Origin of the sequence: Variovorax sp. JS1663 (assembly GCF_002157355.1) — a bacterium.
Lineage (GTDB): Bacteria > Pseudomonadota > Gammaproteobacteria > Burkholderiales > Burkholderiaceae_C > Variovorax.
In genome coordinates this window covers 45,271-66,992 of sequence record NZ_LYMK01000025.1, presented here as the reverse complement: position 1 = coordinate 66,992, position 21,722 = coordinate 45,271, and the positions used below count along the sequence as shown (strand labels likewise).

At 69.2% G+C, this 21,722-nt stretch carries 21 protein-coding genes and 1 pseudogene; 13 read left to right on the top strand and 9 right to left on the bottom strand.

The window, feature by feature from the left end; translation table 11 throughout:
• Positions 1-4 precede the first annotated feature (4 nt).
• The 5 genes from A8M77_RS20580 (at position 5) to A8M77_RS20560 (ending at position 2,944) form a co-directional block, all read left to right on the top strand.
• A complete protein-coding gene (locus tag A8M77_RS20580) occupies positions 5-907 on the top strand; it encodes an alpha/beta fold hydrolase (RefSeq protein WP_086923376.1) in 903 nt (300 codons plus the stop codon).
• Positions 904-1,761: an S-formylglutathione hydrolase gene (gene fghA, locus A8M77_RS20575; RefSeq protein WP_086923375.1), complete on the top strand. Its 858-nt coding sequence runs from the start codon at positions 904-906 to the stop codon at positions 1,759-1,761. Before A8M77_RS20580 ends, fghA begins: the two co-directional genes overlap by 4 nt.
• A 108-nt stretch (positions 1,762-1,869) precedes the next feature.
• Positions 1,870-2,115 carry a type II toxin-antitoxin system Phd/YefM family antitoxin gene (locus tag A8M77_RS20570; RefSeq protein ID WP_086923374.1) on the top strand — a complete coding sequence of 82 codons (246 nt, stop codon included), beginning with the start codon at positions 1,870-1,872 and terminating at the stop codon, positions 2,113-2,115.
• Positions 2,112-2,498, top strand: a complete 387-nt coding sequence (locus A8M77_RS20565; protein WP_086923373.1) for a type II toxin-antitoxin system VapC family toxin — start codon at positions 2,112-2,114, stop codon at positions 2,496-2,498. The genes A8M77_RS20570 and A8M77_RS20565 overlap by 4 nt, the downstream gene beginning before the upstream one ends.
• A 59-nt stretch (positions 2,499-2,557) precedes the next feature.
• Complete coding sequence (locus A8M77_RS20560) at positions 2,558-2,944, top strand: TfoX/Sxy family protein (RefSeq protein ID WP_086923372.1); 387 nt, start codon at positions 2,558-2,560, stop codon at positions 2,942-2,944.
• Between the two features lie 26 nt (positions 2,945-2,970).
• Here A8M77_RS20560 and A8M77_RS20555 read toward each other — a convergent pair whose 3' ends face one another.
• The 3 genes from A8M77_RS20555 to A8M77_RS20545 all read right to left on the bottom strand — a co-directional run bounded on the left by A8M77_RS20555 (position 2,971) and on the right by A8M77_RS20545 (position 5,556).
• The gene (locus tag A8M77_RS20555; RefSeq protein WP_143694683.1) at positions 2,971-3,180 is read right to left on the bottom strand and encodes a hypothetical protein; all 210 of its coding nucleotides are present in this window, start codon (positions 3,178-3,180) and stop codon (positions 2,971-2,973) included.
• A gap of 20 nt (positions 3,181-3,200) precedes the next feature.
• Positions 3,201-4,817 carry an acyl-CoA carboxylase subunit beta gene (locus tag A8M77_RS20550; protein WP_086923370.1) on the bottom strand — a complete coding sequence of 539 codons (1,617 nt, stop codon included), beginning with the start codon at positions 4,815-4,817 and terminating at the stop codon, positions 3,201-3,203.
• Between the two features lie 193 nt (positions 4,818-5,010).
• Positions 5,011-5,556, bottom strand: coding sequence for a gluconokinase (locus tag A8M77_RS20545; RefSeq protein ID WP_238136898.1), 546 nt, complete (start codon positions 5,554-5,556; stop codon positions 5,011-5,013).
• Positions 5,557-5,616: 60 nt separating this feature from the next.
• On the opposite strand from A8M77_RS20545, the gene A8M77_RS20540 reads away from it, so the two are divergent.
• The 3 genes from A8M77_RS20540 to A8M77_RS20530 are packed head-to-tail and all read left to right on the top strand — an operon-like array spanning position 5,617 to position 11,529.
• Complete coding sequence (locus A8M77_RS20540; protein ID WP_086923369.1) at positions 5,617-8,838, top strand: efflux RND transporter permease subunit; 3,222 nt, start codon at positions 5,617-5,619, stop codon at positions 8,836-8,838.
• Positions 8,839-8,842: 4 nt separating this feature from the next.
• A complete protein-coding gene (locus A8M77_RS20535; RefSeq protein WP_086923368.1) occupies positions 8,843-10,048 on the top strand; it encodes an efflux RND transporter periplasmic adaptor subunit in 1,206 nt (401 codons plus the stop codon).
• Entirely contained in the window at positions 10,045-11,529 is a 1,485-nt protein-coding gene (locus tag A8M77_RS20530; RefSeq protein WP_086923367.1) for an efflux transporter outer membrane subunit, read from the top strand. Before A8M77_RS20535 ends, A8M77_RS20530 begins: the two co-directional genes overlap by 4 nt.
• Here the strand turns inward: A8M77_RS20530 and A8M77_RS20525 are convergent.
• A complete protein-coding gene (locus tag A8M77_RS20525) occupies positions 11,480-12,574 on the bottom strand; it encodes a PA0069 family radical SAM protein (protein WP_086923366.1) in 1,095 nt (364 codons plus the stop codon). The two genes, A8M77_RS20530 and A8M77_RS20525, sit on opposite strands and share 50 nt — an antisense overlap.
• 123 nt (positions 12,575-12,697) lie before the next feature.
• On the opposite strand from A8M77_RS20525, the gene A8M77_RS20520 reads away from it, so the two are divergent.
• Positions 12,698-13,273 (top strand): GbsR/MarR family transcriptional regulator, encoded by a 576-nt coding sequence (locus tag A8M77_RS20520; protein WP_086923365.1) that lies wholly within the window; start codon positions 12,698-12,700, stop codon positions 13,271-13,273.
• 134 nt (positions 13,274-13,407) lie between these two features.
• Positions 13,408-14,319 carry an NAD-dependent epimerase/dehydratase family protein gene (locus tag A8M77_RS20515; protein ID WP_086923364.1) on the top strand — a complete coding sequence of 304 codons (912 nt, stop codon included), beginning with the start codon at positions 13,408-13,410 and terminating at the stop codon, positions 14,317-14,319.
• 69 nt (positions 14,320-14,388) lie between these two features.
• Here the strand turns inward: A8M77_RS20515 and A8M77_RS20510 are convergent, their stop codons facing one another.
• Positions 14,389-15,048, bottom strand: a complete 660-nt coding sequence (locus A8M77_RS20510) for a glutathione S-transferase (RefSeq protein WP_086923363.1) — start codon at positions 15,046-15,048, stop codon at positions 14,389-14,391.
• A 118-nt stretch (positions 15,049-15,166) separates the two neighbouring features.
• Here A8M77_RS20510 and A8M77_RS20505 point away from each other — a divergent pair, with 118 nt between their 5' ends.
• A complete protein-coding gene (locus tag A8M77_RS20505; protein WP_086923362.1) occupies positions 15,167-16,384 on the top strand; it encodes a polyhydroxyalkanoate depolymerase in 1,218 nt (405 codons plus the stop codon).
• A gap of 45 nt (positions 16,385-16,429) precedes the next feature.
• Here A8M77_RS20505 and A8M77_RS20500 read toward each other — a convergent pair whose 3' ends face one another.
• Both A8M77_RS20500 and A8M77_RS20495 read right to left on the bottom strand, forming a co-directional pair.
• On the bottom strand, positions 16,430-17,185 hold the full coding sequence (locus A8M77_RS20500; RefSeq protein WP_086923361.1) for an SDR family oxidoreductase: 756 nt from the start codon (positions 17,183-17,185) through the stop codon (positions 16,430-16,432).
• Between the two features lie 113 nt (positions 17,186-17,298).
• Positions 17,299-18,252: a LysR family transcriptional regulator gene (locus A8M77_RS20495; protein ID WP_086923360.1), complete on the bottom strand. Its 954-nt coding sequence runs from the start codon at positions 18,250-18,252 to the stop codon at positions 17,299-17,301.
• Positions 18,253-18,335: 83 nt separating this feature from the next.
• On the opposite strand from A8M77_RS20495, the gene add reads away from it, so the two are divergent.
• Both add and A8M77_RS20485 read left to right on the top strand, forming a co-directional pair.
• The gene (gene add, locus A8M77_RS20490) at positions 18,336-19,415 is read left to right on the top strand and encodes an adenosine deaminase (RefSeq protein WP_192871646.1); all 1,080 of its coding nucleotides are present in this window, start codon (positions 18,336-18,338) and stop codon (positions 19,413-19,415) included.
• Between the two features lie 2 nt (positions 19,416-19,417).
• Positions 19,418-20,398, top strand: coding sequence for a Bug family tripartite tricarboxylate transporter substrate binding protein (locus A8M77_RS20485; protein ID WP_086923358.1), 981 nt, complete (start codon positions 19,418-19,420; stop codon positions 20,396-20,398).
• Between the two features lie 27 nt (positions 20,399-20,425).
• Here the strand turns inward: A8M77_RS20485 and A8M77_RS20480 are convergent.
• Together A8M77_RS20480 and A8M77_RS36610 are read right to left on the bottom strand one after the other, a co-directional pair.
• A pseudogene (locus A8M77_RS20480) lies at positions 20,426-21,216 on the bottom strand (IS481 family transposase).
• Between the two features lie 233 nt (positions 21,217-21,449).
• A complete protein-coding gene (locus tag A8M77_RS36610; protein WP_238136897.1) occupies positions 21,450-21,701 on the bottom strand; it encodes a GMC oxidoreductase in 252 nt (83 codons plus the stop codon).
• Positions 21,702-21,722: the final 21 nt, after the last annotated feature.

Genomic DNA, 21,722 nt, shown 5'->3' with positions numbered 1-21,722 from the left:
GACCATGACGCCGCTGCGCCAGGTCCGCGCCGGCGTGCTGGACATCGGCTACCACGAGAGCGGCCCGGCCGACGGGCCGCCGGTGGTGCTGATGCATGGCTTTCCCTACGACATCCATGCCTACGCGGAGGTCGCGCCGCTGCTGGCGGCCAAGGGGTGCCGGGTCATCGTGCCCTTCATGCGCGGCTACGGCACGACGCGCTTCCTCGACGCGGCGACGCCCCGCTCCGGCCAGCAGGGGGCCTTCGGCGCCGACCTGCTCGCGCTGCTGGATGCGCTGGCGATCCCGAGCGCGGTGCTGGCGGGCTACGACTGGGGCGGGCGCGCCTGCTGCATCGTGGCGGCACTGTGGCCCGAGCGCTGTGCAGGGCTCGTCTCGCTCAACAGCTACAACATCCAGGACATCGCCGCTTCGGCGAAGCCGGCCGCGCCAGAGAACGAGCAGCGCTACTGGTACCAGTACTACTTCCACGGCGAACGCGGCCGCGCCGGGCTGGCGCAGGACCGGCGCGCGCTGTGCGGGCTGCTGTGGAAGCTGTGGTCGCCAACCTGGGCCTTCGACCCTCCCACCTTCGCGCGCAGCGCCGCCGCCTTCGACAACCCCGACTTCGTCGACGTGGTGATCCACTCCTACCGCCATCGCTACGCCCTGGTGCCCGGCGACCCGGCCTATGACGGCATCGAGCGCCGCCTGGCCGTGCAGCCGCCGATCCTTGTTCCGGCCATCACCTTCGACGGCGCCGACGACGGCGTGATGGCGATCGGCGGCACCGCCGCGCACGCACGCCATTTCACCGGCCCGCACCAGCATCGCGTGGTGCCTGGCGCCGGCCACAATCTGCCGCAGGAAAAGCCGCAGGCCTTCGCCGACGCGGTCTTCGAACTGGTGACGCCTTCTCCGACATGAGCCCCGACATCAAGACCCTCTCAGACCATCGCTGCTTCGGCGGCACCCAAGGCTTCTTCGAACATGCATCGCGCGAGATCGGGCTGCCGATGCGCTTCTCGGTCTACCTCCCGCCGCAGGCCGTGCAGGGGCCAGTGCCCGCCCTGATGTACCTGGCGGGCCTCACCTGCAACGAGGAGACCTTCATGGTCAAGGCCGGCGCCCAGCGGCTGGCGGCCGAGCGCGGCCTGGCACTGATCGCGCCCGACACCAGCCCGCGCGACGCGCGGGTGCCGGGCGAGAGCGACAACTGGGACTTCGGCGTCGGCGCCGGCTTCTACCTCGATGCCACCCAGGCCCCCTGGGCCACGCACTGGCGCATGGAAAGCTGGCTCGTGAACGAACTGCTGCCGATGCTGGGCCGGCACTTCCCCATCGACCTGCATCGCCTGGGCATCTTCGGCCACTCGATGGGCGGCCATGGCGCGCTCACGCTGGCATTGCGCCACCCGGGCCGCTTCCGTTCGCTGTCGGCCTTCGCGCCGATCTGCGCGCCGACCGAGTGCCCGTGGGGCGAGAAGGCCTTCGGCGGCTACCTCGGCCCGGACCGCGCGGCATGGCTCGCGCACGACGCCAGCGCGCTGATGCAGTCGCAGACCGCGGCGCCCTACCCGGAGGGCATCCTGGTGGACCAGGGACTGGCCGACAACTTCCTGGCCGAGCAGCTGCACCCGCACCGGCTCGAGGCCGCCTGCCGCGCGGCGGGCCAGCCGCTCACACTGCGCCGGCACGAGGGCTACAACCACGGCTATTACTTCGTCCAGACCTTCGTGGCGGACCACCTCGCGCACCACGCTGCGATCCTGCAGGGCTGAGTGCGCATGCCCGCCGCGCCCGCCTTCTGTCGCCATCGCCGCCCTCCCCAGGATCGACTAAACTAACCAAACTTAGTCCACCCCTGCACCCTTGTGCAAGCATCCGCCATGCAAACGATCAACATCCACGAAGCCAAGACGCACCTGTCGCGCATCGTCGAGCGCGTGGCGCGCGGGGAGTCTTTCGTGATCGCCAAGGCGGGCAAACCCATGGTCAAGGTGGTGCCGCTCGATGTGCCGGAAGATTCGCCGCCCAAGCGTCTTGGATTCCTCGCTGGTCAGTTACGCGTGCCGGATGACTTCGACACGATGGGTTCAACGGAGATCGAACGCCTGTTCGGCATCGCCCCATGAGACTGCTTCTGGATACGCATCTGCTGCTGTGGGCGGCAGGGACGCCGAAGCGACTCTCCGCCTCGACGCGCAAGATGATCGAATCGCCCGACAACAGGCTCTTCTTCAGTGTTGCGAGTATCTGGGAGGTCGTCATCAAGCGCGGGCTCGACCGGCCGGACTTCCAGGTGGATGCGCCTCTGCTGCGGCGGGGTTTGCTGGACAACGGCTATGCCGAACTGGCGATTACGGGAGAGCATTCGCTGGCCGTGGAAAGCCTGCCCCCCATCCACAAGGACCCTTTCGACCGGCTGTTGGTCGCGCAAGCCACCGCGGAAGGCATGACGCTCCTGACCGCCGATGCCAATGTTTCGCGCTATCCGGGTCCCATCCGCAAGGTATGAAATCCGGGGAACCGGCCGGAAAGCAAGCCGCCGCGTGATGGCAGGCGACAGCACGCACGATGAGCCAGTTCGTCCAGAGTCTTCACGAAGTCTTCGAGCGCATGGGGCGCATCGAGGCGCGCCGCATGTTCGGCGGGCATGGCGTGTACCACGATGGCCGCATGTTCGGGCTGGTGGCCAACGACACCCTCTACCTCAAGGCCGATGACCAGACGCTCGCGGCCTTCGAGCGACGCGGCCTGCCCGCCTTCGGCTACGAGCGCGAAGGCCGGCGCACGGAGATGTCGTACCGGCAGGCGCCCGAAGAGATCTTCGAGGATCGCGAAGCGGCCCTGCGATGGGGCCGCATGGCCTGGGAGGCCGCGCTGCGCTCCGGCGCGCCGCCGAAGCGGGCACGCCCTGCTGCGAAGCGTCCTGCCGCCAGGAAGGACGGCAAGCGGCGCTGAAAGGCGATCGCTGCTTCATCCAGGCATCACGGCGCGGACTTCACGGTCGGATCCCCGAGAACACGATTGAGCCGGCTCGCTTCCTGCACGAGGGTCTGCACGGTGTCGCGGCCCAGAGGCGTGTCCTGTTCCTCTTCGATCGCCTGCCGCAGTGCCCGGACATAGGCCTGCTGCCAGCCGTCCAGTTGCTCAAGGTATTCGTCGGGGTTGCGGGCGGGGGTCAGGATCATTTTCATGGTGGCGACGCGTCCTGTCGTCATGGCCGCGCCACCGAGAACTGCATGGGCTGCGGCACCTTCGCCTCGGCATCGCGGCAGATCGACATCAGCTGAGCCAGCAGGGGACGGGTGTCGCGCGGATCGATCACGCCGTCGTCGAGCAGCAGCGCGCTGGTGGTGAACACGCTGGTCTGCCGCTCGAAGCGCTCGACGATCTGGCGCTGCAGCGCGTCGAGCTTCGCCTGGTCGACCTCGCCCTTTCGCCGCATCGCGGCCTCGGTGACGATGGCCATGGTGCGCGCCGCCTGCTCGCCGCCCATCACCGCCGTGCGGGCGTTGGGCCAGGAGAAGCAGAAGCGCGGATGGAAGCCGCGCCCGCACATGCCGTAGTTGCCCGCACCGTAGGAAGCGCCGCAGTGGATGGTGAACTGCGGCACCGTGGCGTTGGTCACCGCCTGGATCATCTTCGAGCCGTGCTTGATCATGCCCGCCTCCTCGTGGGCGCGGCCGACCATGTAGCCGGTGGTGTTCTGCAGATAGAGGATGGGCGTGCGCGCCTGGCAACAGGCCTGGATGAAGTGCGTGGCCTTGTTCGCGCCGGGCACGTCGATCGGCCCGTTGTTGGTGATGACGCCCAGCGGCCAGCCCTCGATGCGGATCGTGCCGCAGACGGTGGCCGGGCCGTAGTTCTCGCCGAAGGCGAGGAAGTCGGAGTCGTCGGCGATGCGCGTGATCACCTGGCGCATGTCGACCGGCCGCTTCGGGTCGAGCGGCATGATGCCCAGCAGTTCCTCGGCGTCATGGCGGGGCGGACGAAAGTCGCGCAGCTCGCGCGGCGGCCCGCGGTTCCAGTCGATCCCGGCCAGGATCTCGCGCGCGATGCGCAGCGCATCGCGATCGTCCTCGGCAAGGTAGTCGCCCAGGCCGGAGATGCCGGTGTGCATCAGCGCGCCGCCCAGTTCCTCCTCGCTCGCGACCTCGCCGGTGGCCGCCATCAAGAGCGGCGGGCCCGCCAGGAAGGCGCGGGTGCGGTCGCGCACCATCACGATGTGGTCCGACAGGCCGGTCTGGTAGGCGCCGCCGGCGGTGGAGGAGCCATGCGTCACCGTGACCACCGGCAGGCCCGCCGCCGACAGCCGCGCGAGGTTGCGGAAGATGTTGCCGCCGCGCACGAAGTCCTCCACGCGGTAGGCCATGAGATTGGCGCCGGCGCTCTCGACCAGCTGGACGAAGGGCAAGCGGTTCTCCAGCGCCAGTTCCTGCACGCGCAACTGCTTGTCCAGCCCCATCGGCTGCAGCGCGCCGGCGTCGATGCCGGAATCCGAGGCGCTGACCATGCAGCGGATGCCCGAGACGAAGCCGATGCCGGAGATCACGCCGCCGCCGGGCACGCTCTTCCCGGGGTCGGGGTTGTCCAGCCCGAAGCCCGCCAGGGTGGACAGCTCCAGGAAGGGCGCGCCGGGATCGAGCAGCAGCGCCAGCCGCTCGCGCGGCAGCAACTGCCCGCGCCTCTCGAAACGCTCGCGCGACGCCGCCGAGGCTTGCACGGTGCGGGCCTCGACGTCGCGGATGCGCCCGATCAGCGCGAGCATGCCGTCGCGCTGGGCCCGGAAGGCTTCGCCGTGCGGCGAGAGCGTGGATTCGATCACCGCCATGGATTCAGATCCCCCACTGGCGCGCGGCCAGGTCCTTCATGATTTCCTCGGAGCCGCCGCCGGGCTCGGTGATGGCCAGCGCGATGATGGCCTCGCCCGCCACCACCGGCGGCACCATAGTGACCGGGCGGCGGGGTGTCGGACATGAGGCGAACTTAGCGCCCCCTCCCGCGACCGGGCTTGCGGGAACTGGCTACGTCCCGGCCGGGGCCTCCGACACCAGCCAGGCCCGGACCTGCGCCACGAGCTGCGGGATCGGCGCGGTCGCATCGACCGCCAGCACGCCAGCCTCGCCGACCGGCGATTCGAGGGTCGCGAACTGGTTCTCGACCAGGCTGGCCGCAAAGAAGTGCTCGGACCGCCCCGCCACCCGGCGCTCTGCCTCCTCGGGCGTCAGTTCCATGAAGACGAAGCGCAACCCGGGCGCCGCCGCCCGCAGCCGGTCGCGATAGTCGCGCTTGAGCGCGGAGCAGCTCAGCACCACTCCGTCGCCGGCATGGGCGGCGAGTTCCTGCCCCAGCCGATCCAGCCAGCCGGCCCGGTCGGCATCGGTCAGGGGGGTGCCGGCGCGCATCTTGCTCACGCTCTCGGCCGAATGGAAGTCGTCACCTTCGACCAGCGGCAGGCCCAATTCGCGGGCCAGCGCCGCGCCCATGCTGGACTTGCCGCAGCCCGAGACGCCCATGACCACCAGCCGGAAGGGGGCGGCCGTCGATGAAGAAAGGTAAATCTCCTGCATTGGAACTATTGTCTAGCCATTGCTCCTTATGATGGCCCCCTTCCCGGGAAGTAACAAGCCGTGTCCATGGTCTCGCTCGCGCTGCGCCGCCCCTACACCTTCATCGTGATGGCGATGCTGATCGTGCTGGCCACACCGCTGGTGCTCAAGCGCATGGCCACCGACATCTTCCCGGAGATCAACATCCCGGTGCTCAGCATCATCTGGAACTACGGCGGCCTGCCGGCCCAGGAAATGGGGCAGCGCATCGCCGGCCAGACCGAGCGCGGGCTGACCACCACGGTCAGCGACATCGAGCACATCGAGTCGCAGTCGCTGGCCGGGGTGAGCGTGATCAAGATCTTCTTCCAGCCCAACGCCAACATCGAGACCGCGATCGCGCAGACCGTCGCCTCGGTGCAGACCCAGGTTCGCCAGCTGCCGCCGGGCATCACGCCGCCGCTGGTGATCAAGTACTCGGCCTCCAGCATCCCAGTGATCCAGCTGGCGCTGTCGAGCACCGAGCGGCCGGAGAACGCCCTGTTCGACTCGGCCATCAACCAGTTGCGGCCGCAGCTGATCACCATCCCCGGCGTGGCCATCCCGTTCCCCTACGGCGGCAAGAACCGGGTGATCTCGGTGGACCTCGACACCCAGGCGATGCAGGCGCGCGGCCTGACGCCGGCGGACGTGGTGAACGCGGTCAACGCGCAGAACCTGATCCTGCCCTCGGGCACCGCCAAGTTCGGCGCCACCGAGTACAGCGTGCGCATGAACGGCTCGCCCGAGGTGCTGGCCGGCCTGAACGACCTGCCGGTGCGCACCTCAGGCGGCGCCACCACCTACCTGCGCGACGTGGCCTACGTGCGCGACGGCTTCCAGCCGCAGACCAACATCGTGCGGCAGGACGGCGTGCGCGGCGTGCTGCTGTCGGTGATCAAGAACGGCGGCGCGTCCACGCTGGACATCGTGGACAACCTGCGCACCATGCTGCCGGTGGCGCAGCAGGGCATGCCGCAGGACATCAAGGTCACGCCGCTGTTCGATCAGTCGCTGTTCGTCAAAGCGGCGGTGCAGGGCGTGGTGGCCGAGGCGGTGATCGCGGCCCTGCTCACGGCGGCGATGGTGCTGCTCTTCCTGGGCAACTGGCGCAGCACGCTGATCATCGGGCTGACCATCCCGTTGTCGATCCTGGCTTCCATCCTGGCGCTGTACGCGCTGGGCGAGACGCTCAACCTGATGACACTGGGCGGGCTGGCGCTCTCGGTCGGCATCCTGGTCGACCAGGCGATCGTGACCATCGAGAACATCGAGCGCCATCTGCACATGGGCACGCCGCTGGAAGAGGCCATCCTCGTCGGCGCCGGCGAGATCGGCCCGGCCGCCTTCGTCTCCACGCTGTGCATCTGCATCGTGTTCGTGCCCATGTTCTTCCTCTCCGGCGTGGCGCGCTTCCTGTTCGTGCCGCTGGCCGAGGCGGTGGTGTTCGCGATGCTGGCCTCCTACATCCTGTCGCGCACGCTGGTGCCGACCCTGGTGATGCTGCTGATGGGCGGGGTGCACGCGCAGGCCGGCGCCGCGGCGGAGGCACGGCCCGGCGCACTGCAGCGGCTCTACCGCAGCTTCGACCGGCGCTTCGAGCGGGTGCGCCGCGCCTACACGCTGGTGCTGTCGGCCCTGCTGTCGAAGCGCACGGGATTCATCGCCGTCTTCCTCGGCTTCTGCCTGCTCTCCTGCCTGCTCTACCCGGCGCTGGGCCGCGACTTCTTCCCGACCGTGGACGCGGGCCAGATCCGCCTGCACATGCGTGCGCCCACCGGCACCCGCATCGAGGAGACGGCGCGCCTGGCCGACGAGGTGGAGGCTGCCATCCGCACACTGATCCCCAAGGACCAGTTGGAGACCGTCCTCGACAACCTGGGCGTGCCGAACAGCGGCATCAACCTCTCGTACAGCAACGCCGGCACCATCGGCACGCTGGACGGCGAGATCCTGCTGTCGCTGCGCGACGGCCACCGGCCGACCGAGGAATTCGTCTCGCTCCTGCGCGCCGAGCTGCCCAAGCGCTTTCCGGGCGTGGAGTTCTTCTTCCAGCCGGCGGACATCGTCACCCAGATTCTGAACTTCGGCCTGCCCGCGGCCATCGACGTGCAGTTCAGCGGCAACGACCTGGCAGGCAATGCGGCGCGGGCGGCCGAGCTGGTCAAGGAGATCCGCAAGATCCCCGGCGCGGTCGATGCGCACGTTCACCAGCGCCTGGACGGGCCCGGCCTCAACCTGCAGATGGACCGCACGCGGCTGCAGCAGGTCGGCCTGACCGCGCAGAACGTGGGGCAGAACGTGCTGATCGCGCTGTCGGGCAGCTCGCAGACCCAGCCGGCCTTCTGGCTCAACCCGCAGAACGGGGTGGTCTACAACGTCGCGGTGCAGACGCCGCAGTACAAGGTCGATTCGCTGGACTCGCTGCTCAACATCCCGGTGGGCGCCTCGGGCCCCTCGGCCGCGCCGCCGCAGCTGCTGGGCAACCTGGTGGAAGCCCAGGCCGGGCGCTCGCCGGCGGTGTATTCGCGCTACAACATTTCGCCGGTGGTCGACGTGTACGTCAGCGTGCAGGGCACCGACCTCGCCAGCGTCGCGGCGAAAGTGAAGACGCTGGTCGACGAGATGCGGCCCAAGCTCGCGCGCGGCAGCCAGGTTACCATCCGCGGCCAGGTGGAGACCATGCAGACCTCCTTCATCGGCCTGGGCGTCGGGCTGGCGATGGCGATCGTGCTGGTCTACCTGCTGATCGTCGTGACCTTCCAGTCCTGGCTGGACGCCGCGATCATCATCACCGCCCTGCCGGCGGCGCTGGCCGGCATCGCCTGGATGCTGTTCCTCACCAGCACCACGCTGAGCGTGCCGGCGCTCACCGGCGCGATCATGACCATGGGCGTGGCCACCGCCAACAGCATCCTGCTGATCGCTTTTGCGCGCGAGCGGCTGGCCGCCGGCGTGCCGCCGCTGTCGGCCGCGCTGGAAGCCGGCGCCACCCGCATCCGCCCGGTGCTGATGACGGCGCTGGCGATGATCATCGGCATGATCCCGATGGCGCTGGGCCTGGGCGAAGGCGCCGAGCAGAACGCGCCGCTGGGCCGCGCGGTGATCGGCGGGCTGCTGTTCGCGACCGTCTCCACTCTGTTCTTCGTGCCGGCCGTGTATGCCGGCATCCACAGCCGCCTGGCCCATCGCAAGGCCGCGCGCGCAGCCGAATCGCCGGCGCCGCCATCCCCGCCGGGTGGTGCCGCGCCGCAGGAGAGTTGAAACCATGACCGAACAACGCCACGCGGGCCTGGCCATCCACCCGATCGACGACGAGGGCGGCGACCACCATGCGCTGCTGCGGCGGCGCCAGATCGTCCGCCGCGCCCGCATCGGCGTGATCGTCGTCGCGGTGCTGCTGGCCGTCGGCGCGGCGCGCACGGTGTTCGTGCGCATCGCCAATGCCAAGGACCTCGAGGCTTCCTCGACCGAGCTGGCCCGCCAGTACGTGAAGACCGCCCTGCCCCAGACCGCCGCCGCCGGCCAGACGCTGGCGCTGCCGGGCACGCTGCAGGGCTTCGTGCAGGCGCCGATCTCGGCGCGCGCGAGCGGCTACCTCAAGCGCTGGACCCGCGACATCGGCAGCCAGGTCAAGAAGGGCGAGCTGCTGGCGGAGATCGAGACGCCGGAGATCGACCAGCAGCTCTCGCAGGCCATCGCCGCGCGCCAGCAGACGGCATCGAGCCTGGAGCTCGCGAAAAGCACGGTGGCGCGCTGGGAGAACCTGCGCAAGAAGGACGTGGTCTCGCAGCAGGACCTGGACGAGCGCCGCAGCAGCCTGGCCCAGGCCACCGCCAACCTGGCGGCCGCCGATGCCAACGTGCAGCGGCTGCGCCAGACCGAGGGCTTCAAGCGCATCGTCGCGCCCTTCGACGGCGTGATCACGCGGCGCAACGTGGACGTGGGCGACCTGATCGACGCCGGCGGCAGCCGGCCGCTGTTCCTGCTGGCGCAGACCGATCCGCTGCGCGTGTACATCAACGTGCCGCAGTCCTATGCGCAGCTGGTGAAAGCCGGGCAGCCGGTGGTGGTGACGCAGGCCGAGCTGCGCGGCCAGAGCTTCAAGGGCGAGGTGGCGCGCACCTCGGGCGCCATCGACACCGCCACACGGATGATGCAGGTCGAGGTCGCGCTGCCCAACCGCGAGGGCCTGTTGCTGCCGGGCGCCTACGTGCAGGTCTCGCTGCCCCTGGCGGCCAGCCGCGCGCTCAGCATTCCGGCCAATGCATTGCTGTTCCGCGGCGACGGCACGCGCGTGGCCGTGGTCGACGGCGAGGGCCGCGTGCGGCTGCGCACGGTCCAGCTCGGCCGCAACTACGGCGAGACGGTGGAGGTGATCGACGGCATCGGCCCCACCGATCGGCTGGTGCTCAATCCCTCGGACTCGCTGGCTGAGGGCGACATCGTTTCGGTCGCGAAGGAGCCGGCGTGAGCTTGCGTTTCGCGGCCGCCGTCGCTCTGCTGCTCGCCGCAGGCTGCGCGGCCGGCCCCGACTACCAAAAGCCGGCCGTTGAAGTGCCGGTGAGCTGGCAGGTGGAGTCGCCCTGGCGCGAGGCCGCGCCCAGCGACACCGAAGACAAGGGCCCGTGGTGGCGGCGCTTCGGCGACGCGGGGCTCGACCGCCTGCAACAGCAGGCCCTCGCCAACAGCCCCACGCTCGATCTGGCAGGTGCGCGACTCGCGCAGGCGCGCGCCACGCTGGCCGCGGCCGATGCCGCGCGCTATCCGCAGCTGGGCCTGGGCACGCGCGCCTCGCGTCTGAGGATCTCGGCCAACCGCCCGCTCACCAACTACGCGACGCAGAACTTCTCGACGGTGCAGAACGACTTCGCGCTCTCGCTCAACGCCAGCTACGAGATCGACCTCGCGGGCCGCGTGCAGCGCTCGGTCGAAGGCGCGACCGCCTCCGCCGCGCAGTCGGAGGCCGACCTGGAGAACACGCGGCTGCTGCTGACCGCCGACCTGGCCTCGGCCTACTTCAACCTGCGCGCCACCGACACCGAACTGGACGTGCTGTCGCGCTCGATCGCACTGCAGCGCCGCGCGCTCGATCTGGTGAGCGCGCGCCACGAGCTCGGCGCCGTCTCCGGGCTGGACGTCGCGCAGCAGCAGGCGCTGCTGGACAGCACCCTGGCCCAGGTTGACGTGGTGAGACGGCAGCGCGCCCAGTACGAGCATGCAATCGCCACGCTGACCGGCACGCCCGCGCCCAGCTTCACGCTGGCAACGGACCTGCGGCCGATCACGCCGCCGCCGATTCCGCTGGGCGTGCCGTCCGAGGTCCTGGAGCGGCGGCCCGACGTGGCCGCCGCCGAGCGCGCCATGGCCGCGGCCAACGCGCAGATCGGCGTGGCGCGCGCGGCCTTCTACCCCAGCGTGGTGCTGGCGCCCGTCGTCGGCGTGGACAGCCGCATGATCGAGACCCTCTTCGATGCGCCCAGCCTGCTGTGGTCCGTCGGCGTCTCGGCCACGCAGACCCTGTTCGACGGCGGGCGCATCCGCGCCAACGTGGACTTCGCGCAGGCAGGCCACGCCGCCTCGGTGGCCAACTACCGGCGGGTGGTGCTCACCGCCATGCAGGAAGCCGAGGACGGCATCAGCGGCCTGGCCGCGCTGGACCGTGCTGTGGCTCAGTCGCAGGCCTCCGTTGCCTCGGCAAGCCGCGTGCTCGACATGGCGACCGCGCGCTACGAGGGCGGCGCCTCGACCTACCTGGACGTGATCAGCGCCCAGCAGTCGCTGCTCACGGCCGAGCGCCAGGCCGCACAGTTGCAGGGTCAGCGCCTGCTGGTCGCGGTGTTCCTGGTCAAGGCGCTGGGCGGCGACTGGTGCGGCGTCGAATCCCGCAGCGCGACCCCCGACGCTAGAACAGACTGCCCTGCCCCGCTGCGCCGGGTGGCCGGAATGCGCTGAGGTCCAGCGTGATGCGCTCGCGGTTGAAGCCGATGCGCTGCGTCGCCTTCTCGAAGCGCTGGCGGATCAGTTCGGCCCAGAGGCCGGTGCCGGTCATGCGCGTGCCGAAGTCGGCGTCATAGTCCTTGCCGCCACGCATCTCGCGGATGCGGGCCATGATGCGGCCCGCGCGCTGCGGGTAGTGCAGCTCCAGCCACTGCTTGAAGAGCGGCGCCACCTCCCAAGGCAGGCGGATCACGGTGTAGAAGGCGCTGCGCGCGCCGGCCTCCCAGGCGGCTTCGAGCACCTGCTCCATGTCCTCGGTGACGAAGGGGATCTGCGGCGCCACGCTCACGCCGACCGGCACGCCGGCCTCCGCCAGCGTGCGCACGGTGCGCAGCCGACGATGCGGCGCGGCGGCTCGCGGCTCCAGCTTGCGCGCCAGCTCGCCGTCCAGCGTGGTGATGGTCACGTACACCGCCGCCAGGTGCGCGGCCGCCATCGGCGCGATCAGGTCCAGGTCGTGTTCCACCGCGCTGGACTTGGTGACCAGCCCGAAGGGATGGCGCACCTCGCCCAACAGCTCGATCACCGATCGGGTGAGGCGCAGCTCGCGCTCGATCGGCTGGTAGCAGTCGGTCGCGGTGCCGATCGCGATCTGGTTCGGCCGGTAGTTGCGGCGCCCGAGTTCCGCACGCAGCACCTCGACGATGTTGCGCTTGGCAATGAGCTTGGTCTCGAAGTCCAGCCCCGGCGAGAGATTGAGGTAGCTGTGCGTGGGCCGCGCGAAGCAGTAGATGCAGCCGTGCTCGCAGCCGCGGTAGGGGTTGATCGAGCGGTCGAAGTAGATGTCGGGCGACTCGTTGCCGCCGAGCACCGACTTCACGTCCTCGAAGCGCACCTCGGTCTGGAGCGGCTGCAGGTCCTCGGCCTCGGCGGCGCCATCCTCGAGCGTGCCCCAGCCGTCGTCGTAGGCGTCGCGCGCCTCGCGCTCGAAGCGATGGGCCAGCCGGGTGGCCGCGCCACGGCCCTTGATGGCATGGATGGGGATGAAGGCATCGGTCATGTCGCCAACCTTGAATGCTGGATGAACATCCAGTATTTCACCAATCGCGAAGGCCTGCACTGGTTTTGTGTTTCTCTATTGACAGAAATATCGAAAACCGTAGACTCGATCCCGAGGCCATACATGCAACTGACCGATATCCAACGCAAGTTCGTACTCCACTGGGGCGAGATGGGGTCGCTGTGGGGCGTCAACCGCACCGTCTCCCAGATCCACGCGCTGCTCTTCGTCCACGGCAGGCCGATGCATGCCGAGGCGCTGTCGGAGACGCTCAACGTCGCCCGCTCCAACGTCAGCAACAGCCTGAAGGAACTGCAGGCCTGGAACCTGGTGCGCATCACCCACGTGCTGGGCGACCGGCGCGACTTTTTCGAGACCAGCGTCGACGTATGGGAGCTGTTCCGCACCGTGGTGCGCGAGCGCAAGGAACGCGAGTTCGACCCGACGATCCGCATGCTGCGCGAGGTGATCGCCAGCCCCGATTTCGCCGGAGAGCCGGCGGACGCGCAGGACCGCATCCGCGCCACCATGGAACTGATGGCCAAGCTGGGCAGCTGGGCCGACGAGATGCTGCGCCTGTCGCCGTCCACGCTGGACAAGGTGCTCACGCTGGGCGCCAGCGTGCAGAGGTTCGTGCGCGGCGACAGCGACAAGGGCAGCGACGATCCGGACGCCCACCATGCAAGCCTGCCCATGTGAACATTTTTTTGACTGTTAGTTTCTGTTTTGACTGAAATATCGAGAAAGGCAGTTTCGATGACCCGCCCGTCCCCGGCCTTCGCGCCTGGTTCCTGCGAGCTGCCGTCGCCCGGCCGCCGATGAAAGAGACGACCATGAGCACGCCCCTCCATGTCCTGGTCTGCGGCGCCAATGGCTTCATCGGCAGCCGCATCGCCGCCGCACTGCTGCAGGCCGGCCACCGCGTGAGCTGCGGCAGCGCCACGCGGCTTCGCACCGACCTGCCGCATGTGCCCATCGACTTCTCGCGCGACACCGAGGTCCCGACGTGGCTGCCGCGGCTTGCGGGCGTCGACACGGTCGTCAACGCGGTCGGCGTGCTGCGCGACAGCGCGCGCCGGCCGATGCAGGCCGTGCACACTGCCGTGCCGGCCGCGCTCTTCCAGGCCTGCGCCCAGGCCGGCGTGCGCCGCATCGTCCAGATCTCGGCCCTGGGCATCGGCCGCGGCGACCAGGACAACGCCACGCATTACGCGCGCACCAAGCGCGCCGCCGAGGCCGCTCTCCAGGCCCTGCCTGCCGACGGCCCCTCCTGGATCGCGCTGCGGCCCTCGGTGGTGCTGGGCGCGGGCGGCGATGCGGCCCAGCTGTTCCGCACCCTGGCCATGCTGCCGGTGCTGGCGATGCCCGGTCCCGCACTCGGCGCCAGGCTCCAGCCGGTCTACGTCGAGGACCTGGCCCACGCGGCGGCGGCGCTGGCCGACCCGGCTTCACCCTTCCGCGGCGTGATCGAGTTCGGCGGCGCACGCCAGATGACGCTGGCCGAGCTGATCGCCACGCTGCGTGGCGCGCGCCGCGCCGGCACCGCGCAGCCGGCGCATCTGCTGCGCCTGCCGGCCTGGATGGGCGCGCTGAGCGCGCGCATCGGCGACTTCATTCCCGCCCTGCCCTGGTGCACCGACACCCGCGTGATGCTGGAGCTGGACAACGTCGCGGACAACGCGCCGCTGGCCGAATGGCTGGGCCGGCCGCCGCGCGACCTGCGCGAGTTCGCCACCGAGCTCTGAGTTTCGAGATGAACCGCACCGTCGGCCCGGACCACACGAAGTGGGGGAGCCCGGGGGGAGAGCTTCGTCTCAGAACTCCGCATCCAGCTCGTCGATCTCCTCCGGCTCCAGCTTTGCCGCCGCGACCCATTCCTGCATCGCCGGCAGCTCGGCGATGCGCTTCGCATAGGCGGCGCAAAGCTTGTCCAGCGCCACGTCGTAGGTGATGAAGCGGGTGACCACCGGCGCGTACATGGCATCGGCCATGCAGGGCTGGCGGCCGAAGAGAAACGGACCGTCGTAGGCCTGCAGGCATTCGAGCCAGATCTGCACGATGCGGTCGATGTCGGCTTGCGCGCGCGACCAGATCTTGAAGCCCGGAAAGTGCGCCTTGATGTTCATCGGCAAAGCCCCACGCATCGAGGCGAAGCCCGAATGCATCTCGCCGCAGATCGCGCGGCAATGGGCGCGCGCGCCGATGTCTGCCGGCAGCAGTCCGGCCTTGGGCTTGATCTCGTGCAGGTACTCGCCGATCGCCAGCGTGTCCCACACCGTCACCTTGCCGTGCTGCAGCGACGGCACCCGCATGGACGACGAGAGCAGCAGCATCTCGGCCTTCATCGCCGGGTCGTCGGGCGGGATCACCTTCTCGACGAAGTCCAGTTCAGCCAGCCGGCACATCAGCCAGCCGCGCAGCGCCCAGGCCCCATAGTTGCGGCTGCTGATGGTGAGAACGGGTTTGGCGGCCATGCTGACTCCTGGTCTGCCGGGATGGGCAGCACGAACCGTGCAAGGCCTGTGCCAGAACAGTGCGCGGCGCCCGCGGCCATTTGCCGGCCTTGGCCCGCAAATTGCCTTCGGCCGGTGCATGTTGTACCGGGCCTACCAGACCAATGCCGACCTGCTTTCGCCCTCCCGGCTCGCCGCGCAGTACCTCGGGGGCCCGGCCTGGGACGAGGCCGCCGCCCGTGGCGCCCTGCGGCAGTTCGCTGCGCTGGCGGATGTCTATTCGCGCCTGCGCCTCACGCACACCCGGCCCGCCTACGGCATCGACAGCGTCATGGTGGACGGCGAGGCGGTCGAGGTGCACGAGGAAGTCTTCCTCCGCGCCCCCTTCGGCACGCTGCTGCATTTCCGCAAGAACACCGCCGTGGTGCATCCGCCGGTGCTGCTGGCTGCACCACTTTCGGGCCATTTCGCAACGCTGCTGCGCGAAACCGCGCGCACCCTGCTGCGCGACCACGACGTCTACGTGACCGACTGGCACAACGCCCGGGACGTACCGCTGTGGGAGGGCGGCTTCGGCCTGGACGACTACACGCTGCAGCTCATCGCCTTCCTGGAGGCGATCGGCCCCGGCGCGCACATGGTGGCGGTGTGCCAGCCCTGCGTGGCCGCGCTGGCCGCCACCGCGCTGATGTCAGAGGACGACCACCCCGCCGCGCCGCGGAGCCTCACGCTGATGGCCGGGCCGGTGGATTGCCGCATCAATCCCACGGCCGTGAACAAGCTGGCCAACGAGCGCTCCATCGACTGGTTCGAGCGCAACCTGATCAGCCGCGTGCCCTGGCCGCACGCGGGCTGCATGCGGCGCGTGTACCCCGGCTTCCTGCAGCTCGCGGCCTTCATGAGCATGAACCCGCAGCGCCACCGGCAGCAGTTCCAGCGCCTCTACGAGCACCTGGCCGCGGGCGAACTCGACCAGGCGGCGGTGATCCGCGACTTCTATGACGAGTACCTGGCGGTGAACGACCTGCCGGCCGAGTTCTACCTCCAGACGGTGGAGCGCGTGTTCCAGACCTACGACCTGGCGCGCGGCGCGCTCACGGTGGGCGAGCGCAGGGTCGATCCTGCCGCGATCCGCCGCACCGCCCTGCTGACCGTGGAGGGCGAGCGCGACGACATCTGCGCGATCGGGCAGACCGTGGCCGCGCAGGACCTGTGCACCAGCGTGCGGCCCTACCTGAAGGTCCACCACCTGCAGGCCGGCGTCGGCCACTACGGCGTGTTCAGCGGCAGCAAGTGGAACGCACAGATCTACCCGCGGGTGCGCGAGACGATCCACATGGCGGCCGAATTGCACTGATCGGGCCCGCCCCACCCCACCCGGCGCGCCGCCGGACCGTGCCGCTCAGCCCGCGCTCGCCTGTGCCGCCAGCCAGCTCTCGAGGGAGGTGCTGCCGATCCTGGCCTTCTCGCCCGCCATGAGGGAATCGTCGCTCACCCGCGTTCCGAAGTAGGGTTCATCGGCATCCCCCTCGACCGTCCTCGCGTCCCGCTTGGCCTGGAGCACACGGCGGACCAGGTCGTCCAGCGGAGCGCGCTCGGGCCCGCCCAGTTCGCAGAAGCCGTTGAGTGGCGCCTGGCCCACGATGTCGGCGAGCGCCGCCGCGACGTCGGCCGCCGCCACCGGCTGGAACATGCCCGACGACACGCGCACGGTCGATCCGCGCGTGCCCGAATCGGCGATCGGCGCCAGGAACTCGAAGAACTGGGTCGCCCGCAGGATGGTGTAGGGCACGTCGCCGCCCTTGATCAGCGATTCCTGCGCCACCTTGGCGCGCAAATAGCCGCTGTCGGGATGCAGGTCGGCGCCCACGACCGACAGGGCCACCAGGTGACCCACGTCGGCCTTGGCGACGGCCGCCAGCAGGTTGCGGGTCGACGCCTGGAAGAACTGCAGCACGGCCTTGTCCTCGAAAGAAGGCGAATTGGTCACGTCGACCACCACCTGCGCACCCGCCAGCGCCTGGTCCAGCCCTTCCCCCGTCACGGCATTGACGCCCGAGGACGGCGAGGCCGACATCACTTCATGGCCGGCCGGCCGAAGCAGGGCCGACAGCTTCTTTCCGATGAGGCCGCTGCCTCCGATGATCACGACTTTCATGGCTGGTCCTTTGGTTCGTTGAGATCGAGGACAGCTTCATCTTGATTCGGCTGCCCATCATCTTCAAGACGTGCCGTGAACGCCTGTTGTGACAGCTGCGACGATATCTTCAGCTACCCCGCGTTCGCGCCACGGCGACGCGGTGCGCGAACGGGGGCCGCCGAGGGCGCAGGCAGACGCTGCCGCAGGAAGGCGATCAGCGCCTGCGCCACCACGTTGCGCATCGGCCCCGGCAGGTACACCAGCACCACCCGCCGCTCGACGCGCGGCTTCGCCAGCGGCAGCACCTTCAATTCCGGATCGCGCAGCGAGTCGGTGTAGAGCCGCGGCATCAGCCCGAGCGCCAGCCCGCCGCGCACCAGCGCGTAGAGCGTTTCCGAGTAGCTGACCCGGTAGGGCTCGGCGCCCTGCGCGAACTGCGCCCGCGCCGGGTCGCCCAGGGCCGGCATGCTGCCGCTTTCGAACAGCACCAGCCGCTCGCGGCCGATGGCCTCCCAGCTCGCCTCCTGCGCCTTTGCCAGCGGGTGGTCGCGGCGCAACACCAGCACCAGCGGATCGCGGAACAGGTCGACGCAGGCCAGCCCGCCCGGCGGCTCGGTGATGGCCGCGACGGCCATGTCGAGCTGGCCGCTGCGCACCTCCGCCAGCAGCGTGGTCGAGGGCGCGTCACGCCAGGCCAGTTCGGCCTCGTGACCGGTCTCGCGCAGGAAGCCGCTCACCGCCGTCGCCACGCTGGAACTCGCCGAGGGAATCACGCCGATGCGCACGAAGGCGCGGCCGCGCCGCACGGTGCTCTCGATGTCGCGCAGCGCCACTTCCACCGTGTTGACCAGGAAGTCGGTGCGCGCCAGCACTTCGGCGCCCACAGGCGTGAGCTCCAGGCGGTGGGTGGTGCGGGTCAGCAGTTCCGCGCCGAGCAGCTTCTCCATCTGCTTGATGGCGTTGCTCAGCGCCGGCTGGGTGATGGACAGGCGCCGCGCGGCGCGGCCGAACTGGCCCTCCTGGACCAGCACGGAAAAGAACTGCAGCTGGCGCAGGGTCAGGGCACGCAGGGGCAGGGAGGCCATGGCACTCGCTCATCAACTGGTTGAATCAAATTATAGAAATTCAAAACTTTTCTTATGACCATGCGCTCACTAGACTGGCCCGCATGCCAATTGCACCCACCCCGCTCGACGCCTTCCTGCACGCGATCCCCAAGGTCGAGCTGCACTGCCACCTGTTCGGCACCGTGCGCCACGACACCTTCGCAGCGCTCAACCGCCGCGCCGGCGCGCCGCTGGCCGAGCAGGAGGTCGAGGACTTCTACACGCGCGGAGAGAAGCCGGTGGGCGTGCTGCGCGTGCTCCGCGCGCTGGACGCGCAACTGGTGCGCGAACCGGACGACCTGCACCGCCTGAGCTACGAATACCTGGAAGATGCCGCCGCCCACCACGTGCGCTACAGCGAGTTCTTCTGGAACCCGACCGGCACCGCGCACGCCTCCGGCATCGCCTACCGCGCGGCGCAGGAAGCGATCGTGCGCGCCATCCGCGATGCAGAGCGGGACTTCGGCATCACCGGCCGCCTGATCGCGGCGATCGACCGCGAGGCCAGCCCCGAGGCTGCCGTCGAAATGGTCGAATGGGTGACGGCGAACCGCTGCGAGGAAGTCATCGGCATCGGCATCGACTACCGCGAGGTGGACCGCCCGCCGGAACTCTTCCTGAAGGCCTACCGCAACGCCCGCCGCGCCGGCCTGAAGACCACCGCGCATGCCGGCGAGTTCGGCATGCCCTGGACCCACGTGCGCACCGCGCTCGACCTGCTGCAGGTCGACCGCATCGACCACGGCTACACGGTGGTGGACCAGCCGGACTTCGCGCGCGAGTGCGCCGAGCGCGGCGTGCTCTTCACCGTGGTGCCGACCAACTCCTACTACCTGCGCACCCTGCCGCCCGAGCGCTGGGCCTTGGATCACCCGATCCGACGCATGCCTGGCCTGGGACTGCGCATCCATCCCAACACCGACGATCCCACGCTGCACAAGGTCACGCCCACCCAGGCCTGGACCATGATGGTGCGGGACTTCGGCTTCGGCGCGGACGACCTGCGCGCCTTCATGCACAACGGACTCGACGGCGCCTGGATCGACGACGGCACGCGCCGTGCATGGCGCGCGCAGTGGAGCCAGGAATTCGACGCGCTGCGCGCCCAGCTGCCCCCCGACGCCCTCCCTCACGGAAACTGACCATGCCCAAGCTCAAGCCCCTGCTTCTTGCCGCACTGCTGGCCGCCGCCCTGCCCGGTGCCGCCATCGCCCAGGCCGCCTGGCCCGCCGCCAAGCCCATCACGCTGATCGTGCCCTACTCGGCGGGTGGCAGCGTGGACTTCAACGCCCGCCTGATCGCGACCAAGCTGGGCGAACGGCTCAGGCAGTCGGTGGTGATCGAGAACGTGACCGGCGCCGGCGGCGCCATCGGCGTGGCCAAGGCGGTGAACGCGGCGCCGGACGGCTACACGCTGGTGGCCGGCCCGGACAGCGCGATCGCGATCGGCCGGCTGATCAACCCCGCCGCCTTCAAGTTCGATCCGCTGAAGGATCTGGCGCCGGTGGGCATGCTCAACACCGCGCCGATGGTGCTGGTGGCGCGCCCCGGCCTGGCCGTGCAGAGCTATCCCGACTTCGTCAAGCTCGCCAAGGCAGCGCCCGGCAAGTACAACTACGCGACCTCGGGCGTGGGCACGGTGCTGCAGCTCGCGATGGAACTGCTCAAGGAGAAGAGCGGCATCTTCGTGACCCATGTGCCCTATCGCGGCGGGGCGCAGATCGCCACCGACGTGATCGGCAACCAGGTCGACCTGGCGATGCTGGTCAGCACCAGCGCCATCCCGCACGTGAACGGCGGCCGGCTGAAGGCCCTGGGCGTGACCGGCAGCAAGCGGCTGGAGGCCCTGCCCCAGGTGCCGGCCTTCGACGAGATGCCGGGCCTCAAGGGCTATTCGATGGTGAGCTGGACTGGCATCTTTGCGCCGGCACAGACACCGGGGCCGGTCGTCAAGCGGCTCAACGAGGAGCTCAACGCGGTGCTGAAAGATCCGGAAGTGCGCGCCAAGCTGCAGGAACAGGGCGCCGTGCCGGGCAGCGGTTCGGCCGAGGAACTGGGGAAGTTCGTGCAGGCGGAGTACGCGCGCAACCAGAAGATCGTGCAGGCGGCGAACATCAGGGAGTGATGCCGCCGCCGCAAGAACGACGGCGCACTAGCTGTGAAGCGTCAAGAGGTTTTTTCTTGACTTGTTGAGTCTGGTCATGGGAGCGACGCCTCCGATGCCTTGGTGTGGGCGATGCCAGTTGTGGTGCAGCCAGTGATCGAGGGCTTGGGTTCGCTCGCTGGAGTTCTGGTAGATAAAGCCATCGGCCCACTCGCGCAGCGCCGATTGGATGAACCGCTCGGCCTTGCCATTGGTCTGCGGCCGGCACGGCCGCGTGAAGCGATGGCGGATGCCCAACTGCTGGCACGCCTTGGCGAACTCCTTGGAGCGGAAGGCCGAGCCGTTGTCGGTCAGCAGCCGCTCAACCGTCACCCCCAGGCTGCGGTAGTAGGCCACCGCGTTATGCAGGAACTGCACCGCCTGGGGCGTCTTCTCGTCCGGGTACACGTCCGTGAAGGCGATGCGCGCGTGATCGTCAATGACCACGAACAGCGTCTCCCAGCCGGCACCATCGAGCGAATCGCGCCGGTTGCCGGTGACGCGATGGCTGGGCCGCTCGATGCGCCCGAGTTTCTTGGTGTCGATGTGCCGCATCTGCCCGGGTGCCTCGTGCTCATAGCGCACCACCGGCTCGGCTGGCTGCAGATCGCTCAGGTGCGACAAGCCCGCACGGGCCCGAACCCTTCCCACCGTGGCTGGCGAGATCGCCCGCGGCGAGCACGCCGGGCGGCTGGAGGCATCGGCCAGGCCAGCGGCGCCTGCGGCCATTTGCGCGCTGTCGGCGGCGTCACTCCATAGGCCGAGGCAGCGGCACAGGCGTTCAGACCTCGCTCTGTCATGTCTTTAACCTGCAAGCATCGGCTTCCTCGGACACCTTCCCCTCATTCCGGCGAGGGCAACCGCTGAAGAATTGCGTCGTGTTCATTCTGATGGTTCCTGTGTTGAAAAGATTCTGGTGATGGAAGAAGGCAAGGGCCGGCGGGGGCTGCCTCGCGCAGTGAGCCGGTTGTCGAAGGCACAGCGAAACATGCCCGCCCGCCATGTGGGTCAACGAGGGGATCTCGAACAATGCTCAGATGCCATGGCTGGCGCGAATCTCCTCGACTGCGCGCTCGCCGATGACGACGCACGGTGCCATCGTGTTGCCGCTCGTCACGTGCGGCATGATGGATGCGTCTGCAATACGCAGGCCCTTCACTCCATAGACCCGGAGCTGCGCATCGACCACAGGCATCGTGTCTCGGCCCATTTTGGCCGTGCAGCACTGGTGCCAATAGGTCACGGCTGCGTTGCGTGCGTAGTTTTCGAGCGCCTTCGTGTCCAACTTTCCGGGAAGGCTCTCGCC

Excerpts from the sequence above, each read along its gene's own strand:
- A8M77_RS20580 (WP_086923376.1), top strand. The coding sequence starts at position 5 with ATGACGCCGCTGCGCCAGGTCCGCGCCGGCGTGCTGGACATCGGCTAC.
- fghA (WP_086923375.1), top strand. The coding sequence starts at position 904 with ATGAGCCCCGACATCAAGACCCTCTCAGACCATCGCTGCTTCGGCGGC.
- A8M77_RS20570 (WP_086923374.1), top strand. The coding sequence starts at position 1,870 with ATGCAAACGATCAACATCCACGAAGCCAAGACGCACCTGTCGCGCATC.
- A8M77_RS20565 (WP_086923373.1), top strand. The coding sequence starts at position 2,112 with ATGAGACTGCTTCTGGATACGCATCTGCTGCTGTGGGCGGCAGGGACG.
- A8M77_RS20560 (WP_086923372.1), top strand. The coding sequence starts at position 2,558 with ATGAGCCAGTTCGTCCAGAGTCTTCACGAAGTCTTCGAGCGCATGGGG.
- A8M77_RS20555 (WP_143694683.1), bottom strand. The coding sequence starts at position 3,180 with ATGAAAATGATCCTGACCCCCGCCCGCAACCCCGACGAATACCTTGAG.
- A8M77_RS20550 (WP_086923370.1), bottom strand. The coding sequence starts at position 4,817 with ATGGCGGTGATCGAATCCACGCTCTCGCCGCACGGCGAAGCCTTCCGG.
- A8M77_RS20545 (WP_238136898.1), bottom strand. The coding sequence starts at position 5,556 with ATGCAGGAGATTTACCTTTCTTCATCGACGGCCGCCCCCTTCCGGCTG.
- A8M77_RS20535 (WP_086923368.1), top strand. The coding sequence starts at position 8,843 with ATGACCGAACAACGCCACGCGGGCCTGGCCATCCACCCGATCGACGAC.
- A8M77_RS20525 (WP_086923366.1), bottom strand. The coding sequence starts at position 12,574 with ATGACCGATGCCTTCATCCCCATCCATGCCATCAAGGGCCGTGGCGCG.
- A8M77_RS20520 (WP_086923365.1), top strand. The coding sequence starts at position 12,698 with ATGCAACTGACCGATATCCAACGCAAGTTCGTACTCCACTGGGGCGAG.
- A8M77_RS20515 (WP_086923364.1), top strand. The coding sequence starts at position 13,408 with ATGAGCACGCCCCTCCATGTCCTGGTCTGCGGCGCCAATGGCTTCATC.
- A8M77_RS20510 (WP_086923363.1), bottom strand. The coding sequence starts at position 15,048 with ATGGCCGCCAAACCCGTTCTCACCATCAGCAGCCGCAACTATGGGGCC.
- A8M77_RS20505 (WP_086923362.1), top strand. The coding sequence starts at position 15,167 with ATGTTGTACCGGGCCTACCAGACCAATGCCGACCTGCTTTCGCCCTCC.
- A8M77_RS20500 (WP_086923361.1), bottom strand. The coding sequence starts at position 17,185 with ATGAAAGTCGTGATCATCGGAGGCAGCGGCCTCATCGGAAAGAAGCTG.
- A8M77_RS20495 (WP_086923360.1), bottom strand. The coding sequence starts at position 18,252 with ATGGCCTCCCTGCCCCTGCGTGCCCTGACCCTGCGCCAGCTGCAGTTC.
- add (WP_192871646.1), top strand. The coding sequence starts at position 18,336 with ATGCCAATTGCACCCACCCCGCTCGACGCCTTCCTGCACGCGATCCCC.
- A8M77_RS20485 (WP_086923358.1), top strand. The coding sequence starts at position 19,418 with ATGCCCAAGCTCAAGCCCCTGCTTCTTGCCGCACTGCTGGCCGCCGCC.